We start from the raw sequence: 14,051 nt of genomic DNA, 5'->3' as shown, positions 1-14,051 counted from the left end.
GCCGTTGTCACCCCGGAAAGATAGCGAGGCGGTTCACAACATTCCGTAAAGCAGCGTCGCGTTGAGGACGATGATCACGGCCGCCACCGTCCAGGCGAGCGCCGCCAGCCAGCGCGGGCTGGCGAAATCGCCCATGATCCGGCGCGAGCCGGTGAACCAGACGAGCGGCACGACCGCGAAGGGCAGCTGCAGGCTGAGAATGACCTGGCTCAGGACCAGCAGCCGCGTCGCGCCGCTGTCGCCTGCCGCACCGACCACCAGCACCGCCGGCACGATCGCCAGCATCCGGGTAATGAGACGACGCAGCCAGCTGGGCAGGCGCAGCTCGAGAAAGCCCTCCATCACGATCTGGCCGGCGAGCGTGCCCGTGACCGTGGAATTCTGTCCGGACGCGAGCAGGGCCACGGCGAAGACGACGCTGGCCGCCCCGACCCCGAGCGATGGCGCGAGCAGGCGATAGGCCTCTTCGATCTCCGCCACGTCGGTGCGGCCCGCGGTGTGGAAGGTGGCGGCCGCCAGGATCAGGATCGCCGCGTTGATGAAGAAGGCGAGGCCGAGCGCCACGGTGCCGTCCACGGTCGCCATCCGCGCCGCCTCGCGCCGCCCGATCCCGTCGCGATCGAAGGCGCGGGTCTGGACGATCGAGGAGTGGAGATAGAGATTGTGCGGCATCACCGTCGCGCCGAGAATGCCGATGGCGATGTAGAGCATCGCCGGATTGGTCACGATCTCGCTCGTCGGCACGAGCCCGCGAAGGATCGCGCCCGCGTCCGGCCGAGCCAGCGCCAGCTCGAAGGCGAAGCAGGCGGCGATGATCGCGAGCAGCGCGATGATGAAGGCTTCCAGCCGGCGGAAGCCGAACCGCTGGAGGGCGAGGATCAGGAACACGTCGACCGCGGTGACGATCACGCCCCAGACCAGCGGCAGGCCGAACAGCAGCTTGAGCGCGATCGCGGTGCCCAGCACCTCGGCGAGGTCGCAGGCCACGATCGCAATCTCGCAGAGCAGCCAGAGGACGAGAGACACGGAACGCGGGAAATGAGCGCGGCAGGCTTGGGCGAGGTCCAGCCCCGCCGCCACGCCGAGCCGCGCCGCCAGCGCCTGAAGCACGATGGCCATCAGATTGGACAGGAGGATGACCGACAGAAGCGTGTAGCCGAAGGCCGAACCGCCGGCGATGTCGGTCGCCCAATTGCCCGGATCCATATAGCCGACGGCGACGAGATAGCCCGGCCCGGCAAAGGCGAGGAACCGGCGCCACCGCCCCGCGCCGACCGGCAGGGACACGCTGCTGTGGCTTTCGGCGAGCGAGCGGCGGGTGTCGGTCGGCGGCATCGCTGGCGGTCCTGCCGGAAGCCTGCCGCCGCGACAAGCGCTCAAAGCGGAAGGTTGCGAAGTGCAAGCCCTTGCAGGCGGAGGGCGAAGCCCGAGCGTTATCCTGCGTCAGACCGGTGCGGCGTCGGGTCCCGCGCCATAATGGTGCCAGGTGAAGATCGCGAGCGCCCCCCGATGGGGCCGCCAGGCCTCCGCCAGGGCACGGGTCAGCTTCTCCGACGGTCGCGTATCGTGCCCCAATATGCGGCCGATCTCCAGCTGGACCGCCAGATCGCCCGCCGGCCAGATATCGGGCCGACCTTCGGCAAAGAGCAGATAGACCTCCGCCGACCAGCGGCCGATCCCCTTGACGCGCATCAGCTGGGCGATCGCCTCTTCGTCGTCTTCCGGCAGACGGTCGAGATCCAGCCGCCCGCTCGTAACTTCCTCGGCGAGGCTTCGGGCATAACCGGTCTTCTGGCGGGAAAAGCCGGCGGCGCGCAGCGTCTCGTCGCTGGCCGCGGCGATGACATGCGGATCGGCGGGATCGCCGACCAGCGTCTCCAGCTTGCGCCATACCGCATTGGCGGCGTGGACGCTCACCTGCTGGCCGACGATCGTCCGCAGCAGCGTCGCATAGCCCCGCTCGCGGATGCGCGGATCCGGGTAGCCGACGCGGGCGATCGCCGCGGCGATGGCGGGCTCGTTCGCGGCGAGCGCGTCCAGGCCGGCGCGCAGCTGTTCGGCACTCATCCCCATGATGCTTGATCCGGGCGTCGGTGCCCGCCATGGCGGACGGCAAATAGCGGAGATTGCATGATGCCCAGGCTTATCGTCACGACGCGCGAAGGGGAAGAACGCGAGCTGGAAGGAGAAGCCGGCCTGTCCGTGATGGAGGTGATCCGCGACGGGGGCATCGACGAGCTGCTGGCGCTGTGCGGCGGCTGTTGCAGCTGCGCGACCTGCCATGTCCATGTCGATCCGGCCTTTGTCGACAGCCTGCCGAAGATGGGGCCGGACGAGGACGACCTGCTCGATTCGACCAGCGACCGCGACGCGACCAGCCGCCTGTCGTGCCAGATCCCGTTCGGCCCGGCGCTGGACGGACTGAAGGTCCGCATCGCCGCGGAGGACTGAGGCTCTTTTAGGAGCGAGCTGACTCGAGCTTGAGCCAGCGCGGGCCGCTCGCCCTAGCTCCGCGCCGCCACCGCATAGAGCGCGATCGCGGCGGCATTGGAGACGTTCAGGCTTTCGACCTTCGGGCTGATCGGCAGCTTCGCCAGCTCGTCGCAATGCGCTTCGGTGTTCTGGCGCATGCCTTCACCCTCGGCGCCGAGCACGATGCAGATACGCTGGCTGCCCATCGTCTCGGCCAGGGTCGCGGGGGCATGGCCGGTGAGGCCGATCCGCCAGAAGCCGGCCTCCGCGATCTCGTCGAGTGCGCGCGCGAGATTGACGACCCGCACCCAGGGCACCGTCTCCAACGCGCCCGACGCCGCCCGTGCGACCGTGCCCGACTCGGGCGGGGCATGCCGATCCTGCGTGACGATCCCGAGCGCGTCGAAGGCCGCGGCCGACCGCAGGATCGCGCCGACATTGTGCGGGTCGGTGACCTGGTCCAGCACGACGAGCGGACGACGATCGTCCCGCCCTTCGTCCAGCAGGTCGGCGAGCCAGATCTCCTCCAGCGGCTCGACCTCCGCCACCACGCCCTGATGCGGCGCATCGGAGGGGACCAGCCGACCCAGATCGGCGACGTCGGCATAGGTGACCGGAATGACCGGCGGGATCTCGAGCGCGGCAGCGGCCTCGCGCGTCATCCACAGCTTGCGGACCGTGCGGTTGGGGTTGGCGAGCGCCGCGGTGACCGGGTGGCGACCCCAAAGCCGCGGACGGTTGCTCGTGCCGGTCGAAGGACGGTGGCCGCGCCGCGCCATCAGCGAGCGCTCCGGTTCGGGGAGTCGGGGAAAGCGTTCGTCATGCGCCGCGGGCTATGCGGGCAAAGAGTTGAGCGCAAGCGTTGACACGCCGCCCGCGCTTCGCCATGGAGCCGCCTCGCCGTTGGCGGCCCATCTGGACAGGTGGCCGAGTGGTTAAAGGCAGCAGACTGTAAATCTGCCCGTGCAAGCGTACGCTGGTTCGAATCCAGCCCTGTCCACCATCCTCCGCCGGCCAGGAGGATCAGGCTCCGCTGCGGCAGGGTGCGCGGGTATAGCACAATGGTAGTGCAGCAGCCTTCCAAGCTGAATACACGGGTTCGATTCCCGTTACCCGCTCCATCCCCTTCCCGGTGATACGCCCGCCGGTCAGAAGCTCGCCTCGTCATAGATGCGCGATACGTCGCCGCCCCATGCCCCGTGATAGCGGTCGAGCAGCGCCGCCGCCGGCACCCGTCCGGTCCGGACGATGTCGCGCAGGGGCTCCAGAAAGCCCGTCTCGTCGTCACCGGCCGCGTTCGTCCGCGCCCGTGCGGCCAGGCCCGCATGCGCGATGTCGAGCACGGCGGCGGCGATGTCGGCCAGCCGTCCGCCGCCGGGAATGGGGGCGTCGAGCGCCTGCCGCGGTACGGCGTCGCGCAGCGCCTGCCGCTCGTCCAGCGTCCAGCCCTTCACCAGATCCCAGGCGGCATCGAGCGCGCCCTCGTCGTAGAGCAGGCCGACCCAGAGCGCCGGCAGCGCGCAGATCCGGTTCCAGGGGCCGCCATCGGCGCCGCGCATTTCGAGGAAGGTCTTGAGGCGCACTTCGGGAAAGGCGGTGGAGAGATGGTCGTTCCAGTCGTCCAGAGTCGGCTTCTCGCCGGGCAGGACGCTGAGTTCGCCCTTCAGAAAGTCGCGGAACGACAGGCCGGCGGCGTCGATGTACCGACCGTCGCGGTAGACGAAGTACATCGGCACATCGAGCATGTAGTCGGCATAGCGTTGATAGCCGAAGCCGTCCTCGAACACGAAGGGCAGCATGCCGGTGCGGGCGGCATCGGTGTCCGACCAGATATGGCTGCGGAAGGAGAGGAAGCCGTTGGGCTTGCCCTCGGTGAACGGCGAATTCGCGAACAGCGCGGTCGCGAGCGGCTGGAGCGCGAGACCGACGCGGAACTTCTTCACCATGTCCGCCTCCGACCCATAGTCGAGGTTCACCTGGATGGTGCAGGTCCGCAGCATCATGTCGAGGCCGAGGCTGCCGACGCGCGGCATGTGGCGGCGCATGATGTCGTAGCGACCCTTGGGCATCACCGGCAGTTCGGCACGTGTCTTGTCGGGCCACATGCCGAGGCCGAGAAAGCCGAGGCCGAGCCGTTCGCCCGCTTCCTTGACCTGCCGCAGATGCCGGCCGGTCTCCGCGCAGGTCTGGTGCAGATTCTCGAGCGGCGCGCCCGACAGCTCGAACTGGCCGGCGGGCTCCAGGCTGACGCTGCCGTCCGCGCCCGTCAGCGCGATGACGTGATCGCCCTCGGTCACCGGCTGCCAGCCATGGCGGGTCAGGTCGGCGAGCAGGTCGCGGATGCCGCCCGGTTCGTCATAGCTCGGCGCGCGATGATCGTCGGTGCGGTAGACGAATTTCTCATGCTCCGTGCCGATCCGCCACCGCTCCGCCGGCTTCTCGCCGCGCGCGAAGCTGGCGATCAGCTGGTCGCGCGACTCGATGATCGGGGAGGCGGCCTTGAGGGCGGTCTTGGTGGTCATGGCCGCGCCTTACGCGGGCGGGAACGGCCGCGCCAGCGCAGCGTGGCTGACGCCGGCTAAAGTCCCGTTGCGCTACGCCAGTCGCCGGCCGCCGCCATCCAGAGCGCCACCGCGGCCGCAGCCGCGGTATCGGCCCGCAGGATGCGCGGCCCCAGCGTGATCGCGACGCCCGCGGGATGGGCGCGGATCGCCTCGCGCTCCGCCTCGTCGAATCCACCCTCGGGTCCGATCAGGATCGCGGCGGGGCCCGGGCGCGCGGTCATCGCCGCCAGTGCGTCGCTGCCGCCCTGTTCGTCGGCGAAGAACAGCACGCGATCCGCCGGCCAGTCGCGCAGCAACGCCGGCAGCTTCACCGGCTCGGCCAATTCGGGCAGGGCGGTGCGGTCGCATTGCTCGGCCGCCTCAATCATGTGGGCGCGCAGCCGTTCGCCATTGGGCTTGTCGACCACCGTCCGCCGGGTGACGACGGGCACCAGCCGCGCGACGCCCAGTTCGCAGCCCTTCTCGGCCAGCCAGTCGACCCGACCTTTTTTGAGCGGCGCAGCGCAAAGCCAGAGGTCCGGCACCGGCTCGCGCGGGCGGAGACGTTCGCCGATATCGAGCGAGACGTCCCGCCGGCCCTGCGCCGCCACCGTCGCCAGCCACTCGCCGGTCCGGTCGTCGAACAGCTTGACGGGGTCGCCGGGCTTTGCGCGCATCACCGTGGCGAGATAGTGCGCCGCCGGGCCTTCCAGCGTCAGCGGCCCGGCGGCAAGGGCGCGGTCGACAAAGAGGCGCGGCGTGGAGCGCGGCGGCCAGGCGGGGGTGGCGATCATCGCCGCCTCCTGTGCCGCAGCCAGCGGCGCACGAAAACCCCTACGACGAGCAGGACCGCAAGCCCCAGTATGACGGCGACCGCGACCGTTCCCGCGACACGGAAGATCGCCCAGACCAATGCCTCGACGAAGCGGCCGATCGCGACCGACAGGCCGATCATCGAGGACGTGTTCCGGGCATCCGAACGTGGATAGGCGCTGGCGCCGCGATAGGACAGTGGCGATCGCGGCATGGCGCAGCGGCCGGCCGGGAAAGCGCGTGACCCGCTTCCTGACGGGCGATAGATGCTCGTCCATGACTTCGCCCTCCGACACCATCGTGCCCGACAGCGAGCATCGCGGACTCGTCGCCCGTCTGCCCGGGCGTCTGCGGGGGCTCGCACTGCTGGCGCGGCTGGACCGCCCGATCGGCTGGTGGCTGCTCTTCTGGCCGGGGGCATGGGGCGTGGCGCTGGCCGGCGGAGCGTTCCAGCGCTGGCCGTTGATCCTGTGGCTGCTGGTCGGCAGCATCGCCATGCGCGGTGCGGGATGCGTCTATAACGATATCGTCGATCGCGACCTTGACGCGAAGGTCGCCCGCACCGCGGCCCGTCCGATCCCGGCGGGCCTGATCTCGGTGCGGGGTGCGTGGCTGTGGCTGGTGGCGCTCAGCCTGGTCGGCCTCGTCGTCTTGCTGCAACTCCATTTGCTCGCGGCCGGCGTCGCGCTGGCCAGCCTCGCGCCGGTCGCCGCCTATCCCTTCATGAAGCGCATCACCTGGTGGCCGCAGGCATGGCTCGGCCTCGTCTTCAGCTGGGCCGCGCTGGTGGGATGGAGCGAGACGGCGGGCGACCTCTCCGCGCCGCTCTGGTGGCTCTATGCCGGATCGATCGCCTGGGTGATCGGCTACGACACCATCTATGCGCTGCAGGATCGCGAGGACGATGCGCTGATCGGTGTCCGCTCCTCGGCTTTGGCGCTGGGCGGGCGCGTGCGGGGAGGGGTCGCGGGCTTCTATACGGCGGCGGTGCTGCTGTGGGGCATGGCGATCTGGACGGTGCGCCCGGACCCGCTGGCACTCGCCGCCCTGCTGCCGGCGGCCGTCCATCTGCTGTGGCAGGTCGCGACGTTGCGACCAGACGACGGTGCGGGTGCACTTCACCGGTTTCGGTCCAACCGCTTCACCGGCTTCCTCCTGTTCCTCGGCTTCCTCGTCGTCGGAAACAGCTGACCGGCGTTGTGCCAGCGCGCCGGGCTCCCTAAGTCGACCGCCATGCTGACTGTCGATCAGGCGCGCGAGCGGGCGCAGACCATCGTGGAGCAAGCCCGCCGGGCCGGTGCCGACGCGGCCGACGCGGTTTTCGCCGCCGATGCCGCGCTGGAGGTGTCGGTCAGGCTCGGCAAGCTGGAGGATGTGGGCCGGTCGGAGAGTGCCGATCTCGGCCTGCGGGTGTTCGTCGGCAAACGTTCGGCGAGCGTGTCCACGTCCGACCTGTCCGACACGGCGCTCGCGACCCTGGTCGAGCGAGCCGTCGCGATGGCGCGGGAAGCGCCCGAGGATGACTGGGCCGGCCTCGCCCCGACCGAGCGGCTGCTGCATGGCGCACCGCCGCTGCTCGATCTCGACGACACTGCTTGTGGCACCGCACCGCCGACGCCCGAAGCTTTGCGCGATCTGGCGCTGGCGGCCGAGGCGGCGGCTCTCGACGTTCCGGGCGTGACCAACAGCGAAGGCGGCGGCGCATCGGCGGCGCAGAGCGTCTGGGCGCTGGCGACGTCGCACGGCTTCGCCGGCGCCTATTCGACGACCAGCTATGGCGTGTCGGCGAGTGTCCTGGCGGGCGAGGGCGGGGGCATGCAGCGCGACTATGCGCATCACGCCGCCCGTCGCCGCGACAAGCTCGACGCGGCGGCCGCGATCGGGCGGCAGGCCGGCGAGCGGGCGGTCCGCCGCCTGTCGCCCGGGCGGCTGACCAGCGGATCGATGCCGATCGTCTTCGATCCCCGCGTCGGCGGATCGCTGATCGGGCATCTGGTCGGCGCGATCGGCGGTGGTGCGATCACGCGCCGGACCAGCTTCCTGCTGGATGCGCTCGGCTCCCAGATCCTGCCATCGAACCTGTCCGTCCGCGACGATCCGCACCGTCCCCATGGCCTGCGCTCGCGCCCGTTCGACGGCGAGGGCCTCGCCGTGTCGCCGGCCGCGATCGTCGAGAACGGGATGCTGGAGACCTGGCTGCTCGACTCGGCGGCGGCGCGTCAGCTGGGGCTGGAGCCGACCGGTCACGCGGCGCGGGGTATCGGCGGCGCTCCCGGTGTCACCACCGGCAATCTCTATCTCGACGGCGGCAAGGTGCCGCTGGCGACCCTGCTCGCCGAGGTGGGCGAAGGCGTCTACGTCACCGAGCTGATCGGACAGGGGGTCAACTCCGTGACCGGCGACTATAGCCGCGGCGCTGCCGGTTTCCGCATTGTCGGCGGCGAGATCGCCGAGCCGGTGGCGGAGTTCACCATCGCCGGCAATCTGAAGGACATGTACCGCAACATGACCGCCGCCAACGATCTGGTCTTCCGGTACGGCGTCAACGTACCGACGCTGCGCGTTGATGGGATGACCGTTGCCGGCGGCTGACATCTCCGCCGCCGCCGCGCAGATCGTCGCCGAGGCCGCTCAGATGGCGCTCGCGCGGTGGCGCACCGACTTCCGGCGTTGGGAAAAGGAGGGCGGCAGCCCGGTATGCGAGGTCGATCTCGACGTCAACCGCATGCTCCGTGCGCGCCTATCCGCGCTGTTGCCCGAGGCGGGCTGGCTGTCCGAAGAGACGGCCGACGCCCCGGATCGCCTGCACCATCGCCGGATCTGGGTCGTCGATCCGATCGACGGGACGCGGGACTATATCCGCGGCCGACCCGGCTGGGCCGTCTCCGTCGCGCTCGTCGAGGACGGTGCGGTGGTGCTCGCCCTGCTCGACGCGCCGGCCCGCAAGGAACGCTGGTGGGCGCGGCGGGGAAGCGGGGCTCGGCGCAACGGCGTGGCGCTGCATGCCGGCACCCGCGCCGAGATCGTCGGTGCGCGGGTGCCGGCAGACGTCCTGCCCCGAAGCGATCGCGACTTCGTGGCGGTCGCCAAGCCCAACTCGATCGCGCTGCGCATCGCCATGGTGGCGGCCGACGAGGCCGATCTGGTGGCGACGCTGCGATGGGGCTCCGAATGGGATGTCGCCGCGGCGGTGCTGATCGCAGCGGAGGCGGGCGCCGGGGTAAGCGACGCCTTCGGCCAGCCGCTCGCCTTCAACAAGCCTGATCCGCGGGCCTTCGGCATCCTCGCCACGGCCCCGGCGATCCACGGCGCCGCGGTCTCGCGGCTGGCGGAGCGCGCCCGGGTCTTGGCGGCCGGCTGAACTTGCGAGGCGCGGCATCCGGGATTGCGCCCGGATACCCGCCCCCAGGATATCAGTGCACGAAGCGCGCCACCACGTCGCGATAGGAGCGGCTGACCTTCACCTGCGCGCCCGAGCCGAGCACCAGGAAGCATTCACCGTTGGTGTGCGGCTTGACCTGCTTGACGAGGTCCAGATTGACGATCGTCGAGCGGTGGATGCGCTGGAACCGGCGGGGATCGAGCCGCTTTTCCAGATCCTTCATCGTCTCGCGCAGGATCAGGTTCCGGTCGCCGGTGTAGATGACCATATAGTCGCCGGCGGCATCGATCCGCTCGATCGTGTCGACGTCGACGCGGAAGATCTGCCCCTGATCCTTGATGTTGATGAGCTTTTCGTAGCGATTGGCCGAAAGGTCGGCACCGGCCCCGCCATCGGCGATGTCGGCCGCGGCCTCCGGCGCGACCTCGGCCAGGACTTCCTTCAGCCGGTCGACCTCTTCCACCCCGCGCTTCTCGGCGAGCCGCTGGCGCACGCGGTCGAGCGTGTCGGCCAGCCGGCTCTCCTCGACGGGCTTCATCAGATAGTCGACCGCCTGCGCCTCGAACGCCCGCAGCGCATGGTCCGAATAGGCGGTGACGAAGACGAAGAGCGGCGGCTCGACTTCCATCAGGCCCTGTACGACCGAGAAGCCGTCGAAGCCGGGCATCTGGATGTCGAGGAAGACGAGGTCGGGCTTGTGGGTCTTGATCGCGCGGATCGCCTCGCGTCCGTTGACGCACTTCTCGATGATCTCGACATCGTCATGCGCCTGGAGCCGTAGCTCGAGCCCCTGGATGGCGAGCGGCTCATCGTCGACGAGGATAGTGCGGATGGTCATGCAGCCTCTTTGTTCAAGTCATTCAGCTGGAACGGGATCTCGATCTCGACCGAAAAGCCGCCCGCCGGCGTCGAGCGGGTCTCGAACCGGTGGTCCGGGCCATAGGCCTGGGCCAGCCGCTCCCTGATATTGGTAAGCCCGACGCCGGTTGAAAGGCTTGGACTGATCCGCGCTTCGTTCAAGCCGGGGCCGGTATCCGATACGCCGATCTGCACCCGATCCCCGGCGAACCGCACACGGACGGCGATGTCGGCACCGTCCTCCTGCGGACTCACCGCATATTTGATCGCATTTTCGATCAGTGGCTGGAGCAGCAGCGAGGGCAGCAGTGCCCGTTCCGCACGCGGATCGATGTCGAAGCTGGGCCGCAAACGCTGCTCGAAGCGCATCTTCTCGATCTCGAGATACAGCTTCAGCGTCTCCACCTCCTGCGCGACCGTGACGTGCGCGGTAGGCTCGTTGGCGAGCGTGTAGCGCAGGAACGACGACAGGCGGCTCAGCATCGCGTTGGCCCGCTCCGTCTGCCTCAGCAGCACCAGCGTCGAGATCGAGTTGAGCGTGTTAAACAGGAAATGGGGATTGAGCTGGTAGCGCAGCATCGCCAGCTGCGCCGAGGAGGCCTGGAGTTCCAGTGCGCGCATCTCCGCCAGCTGGTCTTCCACGACCAGATAGAAGTTGATCGCGTAATAGAGCGCCGACCAGCTCGCCAGCATGACGAAGGTCAGGAACAGCGCCGCCGCGACCCCGGTCAGGGTGATGCCCGGCACATTGTTGCGGATGAACGAAAAGGAAAAGGCGATCAGCGCCGCATAGAGAAGCGTCGCCGCGAGCAGCGTCACGATCGCCAGCGGAACTTCGGCAATGCGGGGGAGGCGCCGGTAATAGCCGTAGCAGGCCGACAGGATCAGGGTGATGCAATAGCCGACGATCGCCTCGACGATGATCGGGATGATGACCTCCAGGCGGAAGCCGTTGGAGATCGCGGTGACGCCGCGCAGCAGCAGATAGCCGCCCCAGCCGACCGCCTGGAGCGTCCAGAAGGCGCGGGCCTTGTTCTCGAAGAACGGCCGCACGTTCCAGGGCGGCCGCCGCGCGGAGGGCGTGGTGGCGGTCGGCGCGCGCACGGCGCCGCTGGCGGAGGCAGGAAGCGTGGCCATCGTCCCGCCGCCCTTACACCCGCCCGGCGCCGGGGGCAAAAGCGGAGCGGGCGAGAGCCATGAAAAAGGCCGCCGTTCCCGAGGGAGCGGCGGCCCGTTTCGTGCCAGCGCGGCGGCTGGCGCGGGATCAGAACTCGAAGTGGATCGAGCCGATGAAGGTCCGCGGCGCACCGAAGGTGACGCGCGGGCCGGCCGCGGCCGTGGTGGTCGTGCCGACCACGAACGGGAAGGCGTTGGTCACCGTCGACAGGTTGCCGAAGTAACGCTCCTTCAGCAGGTTGGAGACGTTGAGCTGAAGGAAGGTGCGCTCCAGACCGACGCCACCCAGACCAAGGCGAGCATCGAGGTCGACCAGCGTGTAGCCGGCGGACTTCAGGTCGTTGATGTCGCTGATCCAGCGGTCACCGGTGTGCTTCGCCTGGATGCCGATCGAGATCGGGTTGAAATCGATCTGCGCGCGGCCGCCATACTGCCACTTCGGCGTCTCCACCACGAACTTGCCAGCGGTCGGAGCGAGCACGCGACCCGACAACGGATCGGTCGCATCGTCCTGCAGACGGGCGATCGTGTACGAACCGAAGCCGTAGATGGAGAACCACTGCAGCGGCTTGATGGCGACGCTCGCGTCGACGCCATGGCTCTTCACGCTGCCGACGTTGCGGTCGACGCTGAGCGTGCCACCGCCCTCGAGCAGGACGGTCGAGCTGATGATCCGGTTCTTGAAGCCGATGTACCAGCCACCGATCTGCGCCTGGATCAGACGGTTCGTGTAGCGCAGGCCGAGGTCGAACGAGTCGGTGGACTCGGGCTTCACTGCAGCGACGGGGCTGATCGATACGTCGTCGAACCCGTAGAGATTGTCGGTGCGCGGCAGCGACAGGCCCTTCGAGTAGCTGCCGAACATGCTGATGGCCGGCGTGAAGTTGTAGGTGAAGCCGGCGCTCGGCAGCAGACGGTTATAGGTCTTGATGCGGTTGCGGTACGGCGCGCCGAGGGTGACCGACGTATTGGCGGCGTCGAAGGCGGCAACCTGCGCGGCCGTCTGCGAGGTGCAGTAGGCGTCGTTCGACTGACCGGCGATCGTGTAGCAGAAGTTGTTCAGGTTGCGGCGGAAGAAGGGCGCGCGAACACCGAGCGTCACCTTGAACATGTTCTCGAAGAAGCCGCCGCGATACTCAGCCGAAAGCTGATGGAGGATCGCGTAGGAGAGACGGTTGCGCTTCTGGAAGACGTTGCCGGCCGCGTCGAGGATTGGCGACTTGCCTTCGCCGTCGAGCGCGCTGAACGGCGACTGCGGACGACCGGCATCGGTCAGCAGCGACGCTTCACCGGTCTGGCGATGGCGGGCGCGGTCCCAGGTGTAGGCGACGCGGATCAGGTTGTCCCGATCGATCTGGTAACGCAGGCCGGCGATCGCGGTGAAGCGCTGGGTGCGGGTGTTCGATGGGAAGTAGACGCGGACGAAGTCGCGCAGGTCGCCGTCACCGTTGAGGTCGACGCCAGCCGCGGTGCCCGCGCCGAGCCGGCCCGAGGTCTGCGCATATTGCTGCGTGTAGGCTCCGTTGGCGCTGGTCGCGCTGGCATCCGTCTCCGCCAGCAGGGTCGAGCCGCCGCCGTTGGCGCGGGTCCAGCTATAGGCGCCGTCGAAGGTGAAGAGCAGCTTCTCGGTCAGATCGAAACGCGAGTTGATGCGGACATTGCCCGTGTTCGACGGATTGAAGGCCGTCGCATAGACGTTGTTGCAGCTGTTACGATCGGTCTGCGAACCGGCGCCGCCGGGGTTCGACTGGAGATCGCAGGTATAATCGTAGCGATAGGTCGACGACGTATCGTCGAAGACATAATCGAAGTCGCGATTGTTCAGATCGAGCGTGTAGGGGTTCGCGGCCGAAGCGCTGGTGCCGGTGGTGTTGTTCGGCAGGCTGCTGTTGAGAGCGGCCAGACGCGTGCGGATGTTCGCATAGGTCGGGTTCGAGTAGAAATAGCTGCGATTCTGGTTGTAGTGCGCGGCAACCGAGATGAAGTCGTTGCCGCCACCGATCGGCTGATAGATCTTGCCGTTATACTGCTGCTTGTAGATCGTACCCGGGCCACGGAACTGGTCGTACTTCTGGGTCGAGGCCGAAACCCATGCCTTTGTGCCGAACGAGGTCAGCGTACCGAGGTTCAGCAGCCCGAAGGCGCGGTTCATGCGGTTGGTGCCGTGCGAATAGACACCGATGGCACCCATCTCGTCGGTCGGAACCAGCGAACGATAGTTCACCGTGCCGCCCGAGGCCGCTGCGGTCGGCGAGTCGACGTCGGCCGAGCCGAAGTTGACGTTGACCTGCTCGATCAGCTCCGGGTCGAGCTGCTGGTTCGAATAGATGGCGTAGTTGCCCGAGTCATTCAGCGGGATGCCGTCAAAGGTCAGGGCGATGCGGTTGCCGTCGAAGCCGCGGATGCGGATCTGGCCGCCCGACGAGCCATAGGCGTCCGAGTTGGTGAAGCTGACGCCGGGGATCAGGTTGATGGTGTCGAGGATCGTCTGGCCGGGGGCGCGACGCTCGATCAGCTCCTGGGTCAGCACCGCGCGCGCCTTGGGCGAGTCGGGGATCTGGATGCCGTCGACGGTGGCGGGACCGCGCGCGCCGGTGACGACGATCTCGCTGCCCTCTTCGGCCTCCACGGTACCGGTCGACTGCGCCAGCGCGGCGCCCGGGATCATGAGCGCGGCAAAGGCCACGCCACAGGCAAAGTTCATACGCATCTATCTGGTTCCCCTTGAGCTTCTTACGCTCTGGACTCAGCGGCTCGACGTCCGCTCTGGCAGCGCCCCTGCCGCGAGATTATGTCTGTTCCGTGAC

Annotated in this window: 13 protein-coding genes and 2 tRNA genes; 6 read left to right on the top strand and 9 right to left on the bottom strand. The window is 68.5% G+C overall.

Going from position 1 to position 14,051, the window contains the following annotated elements; genetic code table 11:
- Positions 1–33: 33 nt before the first annotated feature.
- Positions 34–1,335, bottom strand: coding sequence for an Nramp family divalent metal transporter (locus IEX18_RS06430; protein ID WP_188657927.1), 1,302 nt, complete (start codon positions 1,333–1,335; stop codon positions 34–36).
- A 108-nt stretch (positions 1,336–1,443) separates the two neighbouring features.
- A complete protein-coding gene (locus tag IEX18_RS06425; protein WP_188657926.1) occupies positions 1,444–2,073 on the bottom strand; it encodes a DNA-3-methyladenine glycosylase family protein in 630 nt (209 codons plus the stop codon).
- A 60-nt stretch (positions 2,074–2,133) separates the two neighbouring features.
- Here IEX18_RS06425 and IEX18_RS06420 point away from each other — a divergent pair, with 60 nt between their 5' ends.
- Positions 2,134–2,451, top strand: coding sequence for a 2Fe-2S iron-sulfur cluster-binding protein (locus IEX18_RS06420; RefSeq protein WP_188658613.1), 318 nt, complete (start codon positions 2,134–2,136; stop codon positions 2,449–2,451).
- A 53-nt stretch (positions 2,452–2,504) separates the two neighbouring features.
- Here IEX18_RS06420 and rlmB read toward each other — a convergent pair whose 3' ends face one another.
- The gene (gene rlmB, locus IEX18_RS06415; RefSeq protein ID WP_188657925.1) at positions 2,505–3,251 is read right to left on the bottom strand and encodes a 23S rRNA (guanosine(2251)-2'-O)-methyltransferase RlmB; all 747 of its coding nucleotides are present in this window, start codon (positions 3,249–3,251) and stop codon (positions 2,505–2,507) included.
- 138 nt (positions 3,252–3,389) lie between these two features.
- On the opposite strand from rlmB, the gene IEX18_RS06410 reads away from it, so the two are divergent.
- Together IEX18_RS06410 and IEX18_RS06405 are read left to right on the top strand one after the other, a co-directional pair.
- Positions 3,390–3,475, top strand: a tRNA-Tyr gene (locus tag IEX18_RS06410).
- A gap of 44 nt (positions 3,476–3,519) precedes the next feature.
- A tRNA-Gly gene (locus IEX18_RS06405) sits at positions 3,520–3,593 on the top strand.
- 27 nt (positions 3,594–3,620) lie between these two features.
- Here the strand turns inward: IEX18_RS06405 and IEX18_RS06400 are convergent.
- Genes IEX18_RS06400 through IEX18_RS06390 form a run of 3 tightly spaced genes read right to left on the bottom strand, consistent with a single transcriptional unit; the run spans position 3,621 to position 6,042 of the window.
- Positions 3,621–4,994 (bottom strand): glutamate--cysteine ligase, encoded by a 1,374-nt coding sequence (locus tag IEX18_RS06400; RefSeq protein ID WP_188657924.1) that lies wholly within the window; start codon positions 4,992–4,994, stop codon positions 3,621–3,623.
- A gap of 56 nt (positions 4,995–5,050) precedes the next feature.
- Positions 5,051–5,809 carry a 16S rRNA (uracil(1498)-N(3))-methyltransferase gene (locus IEX18_RS06395; RefSeq protein ID WP_188657923.1) on the bottom strand — a complete coding sequence of 253 codons (759 nt, stop codon included), beginning with the start codon at positions 5,807–5,809 and terminating at the stop codon, positions 5,051–5,053.
- A complete protein-coding gene (locus IEX18_RS06390; protein WP_188658695.1) occupies positions 5,806–6,042 on the bottom strand; it encodes a hypothetical protein in 237 nt (78 codons plus the stop codon). Before IEX18_RS06390 ends, IEX18_RS06395 begins: the two co-directional genes overlap by 4 nt.
- Before the next feature lie 62 nt (positions 6,043–6,104).
- On the opposite strand from IEX18_RS06390, the gene ubiA reads away from it, so the two are divergent.
- The 3 genes from ubiA to IEX18_RS06375 are packed head-to-tail and all read left to right on the top strand — an operon-like array spanning position 6,105 to position 9,189.
- Positions 6,105–7,019 carry a 4-hydroxybenzoate octaprenyltransferase gene (ubiA, locus tag IEX18_RS06385; RefSeq protein WP_188657922.1) on the top strand — a complete coding sequence of 305 codons (915 nt, stop codon included), beginning with the start codon at positions 6,105–6,107 and terminating at the stop codon, positions 7,017–7,019.
- A gap of 42 nt (positions 7,020–7,061) precedes the next feature.
- Positions 7,062–8,420 (top strand): TldD/PmbA family protein, encoded by a 1,359-nt coding sequence (locus tag IEX18_RS06380; protein ID WP_188657921.1) that lies wholly within the window; start codon positions 7,062–7,064, stop codon positions 8,418–8,420.
- A complete protein-coding gene (locus tag IEX18_RS06375) occupies positions 8,407–9,189 on the top strand; it encodes a 3'(2'),5'-bisphosphate nucleotidase CysQ (protein WP_268234941.1) in 783 nt (260 codons plus the stop codon). The genes IEX18_RS06380 and IEX18_RS06375 overlap by 14 nt, the downstream gene beginning before the upstream one ends.
- Positions 9,190–9,241: 52 nt before the next feature.
- Here IEX18_RS06375 and IEX18_RS06370 read toward each other — a convergent pair whose 3' ends face one another.
- From IEX18_RS06370 to IEX18_RS06360, 3 genes are all read right to left on the bottom strand, one after another.
- Positions 9,242–10,048, bottom strand: coding sequence for a LytR/AlgR family response regulator transcription factor (locus IEX18_RS06370; RefSeq protein ID WP_188657920.1), 807 nt, complete (start codon positions 10,046–10,048; stop codon positions 9,242–9,244).
- Entirely contained in the window at positions 10,045–11,205 is a 1,161-nt protein-coding gene (locus tag IEX18_RS06365; protein WP_188657919.1) for a sensor histidine kinase, read from the bottom strand. The genes IEX18_RS06370 and IEX18_RS06365 overlap by 4 nt, the downstream gene beginning before the upstream one ends.
- A 127-nt stretch (positions 11,206–11,332) precedes the next feature.
- Entirely contained in the window at positions 11,333–13,954 is a 2,622-nt protein-coding gene (locus IEX18_RS06360; protein WP_229664412.1) for a TonB-dependent receptor, read from the bottom strand.
- Between the last annotated feature and the right edge of the window lie 97 nt (positions 13,955–14,051).

Source organism: Sphingomonas metalli, assembly GCF_014641735.1.
GTDB lineage: Bacteria > Pseudomonadota > Alphaproteobacteria > Sphingomonadales > Sphingomonadaceae > Sphingomonas > Sphingomonas metalli.
This window is presented reverse-complemented; position numbering and strand designations above follow the sequence as displayed.

Coding starts and splice junctions, on each gene's coding strand:
- IEX18_RS06425 (WP_188657926.1), bottom strand. CDS start 2,073: ATGGGGATGAGTGCCGAACAGCTGCGCGCCGGCCTGGACGCGCTCGCC.
- IEX18_RS06380 (WP_188657921.1), top strand. CDS start 7,062: ATGCTGACTGTCGATCAGGCGCGCGAGCGGGCGCAGACCATCGTGGAG.
- IEX18_RS06370 (WP_188657920.1), bottom strand. CDS start 10,048: ATGACCATCCGCACTATCCTCGTCGACGATGAGCCGCTCGCCATCCAG.
- IEX18_RS06360 (WP_229664412.1), bottom strand. CDS start 13,954: ATGCGTATGAACTTTGCCTGTGGCGTGGCCTTTGCCGCGCTCATGATC.
- rlmB (WP_188657925.1), bottom strand. CDS start 3,251: ATGGCGCGGCGCGGCCACCGTCCTTCGACCGGCACGAGCAACCGTCCG.
- IEX18_RS06395 (WP_188657923.1), bottom strand. CDS start 5,809: ATGATCGCCACCCCCGCCTGGCCGCCGCGCTCCACGCCGCGCCTCTTT.
- IEX18_RS06430 (WP_188657927.1), bottom strand. CDS start 1,335: ATGCCGCCGACCGACACCCGCCGCTCGCTCGCCGAAAGCCACAGCAGC.
- ubiA (WP_188657922.1), top strand. CDS start 6,105: ATGACTTCGCCCTCCGACACCATCGTGCCCGACAGCGAGCATCGCGGA.
- IEX18_RS06420 (WP_188658613.1), top strand. CDS start 2,134: ATGCCCAGGCTTATCGTCACGACGCGCGAAGGGGAAGAACGCGAGCTG.
- IEX18_RS06365 (WP_188657919.1), bottom strand. CDS start 11,205: ATGGCCACGCTTCCTGCCTCCGCCAGCGGCGCCGTGCGCGCGCCGACC.
- IEX18_RS06390 (WP_188658695.1), bottom strand. CDS start 6,042: ATGCCGCGATCGCCACTGTCCTATCGCGGCGCCAGCGCCTATCCACGT.
- IEX18_RS06400 (WP_188657924.1), bottom strand. CDS start 4,994: ATGACCACCAAGACCGCCCTCAAGGCCGCCTCCCCGATCATCGAGTCG.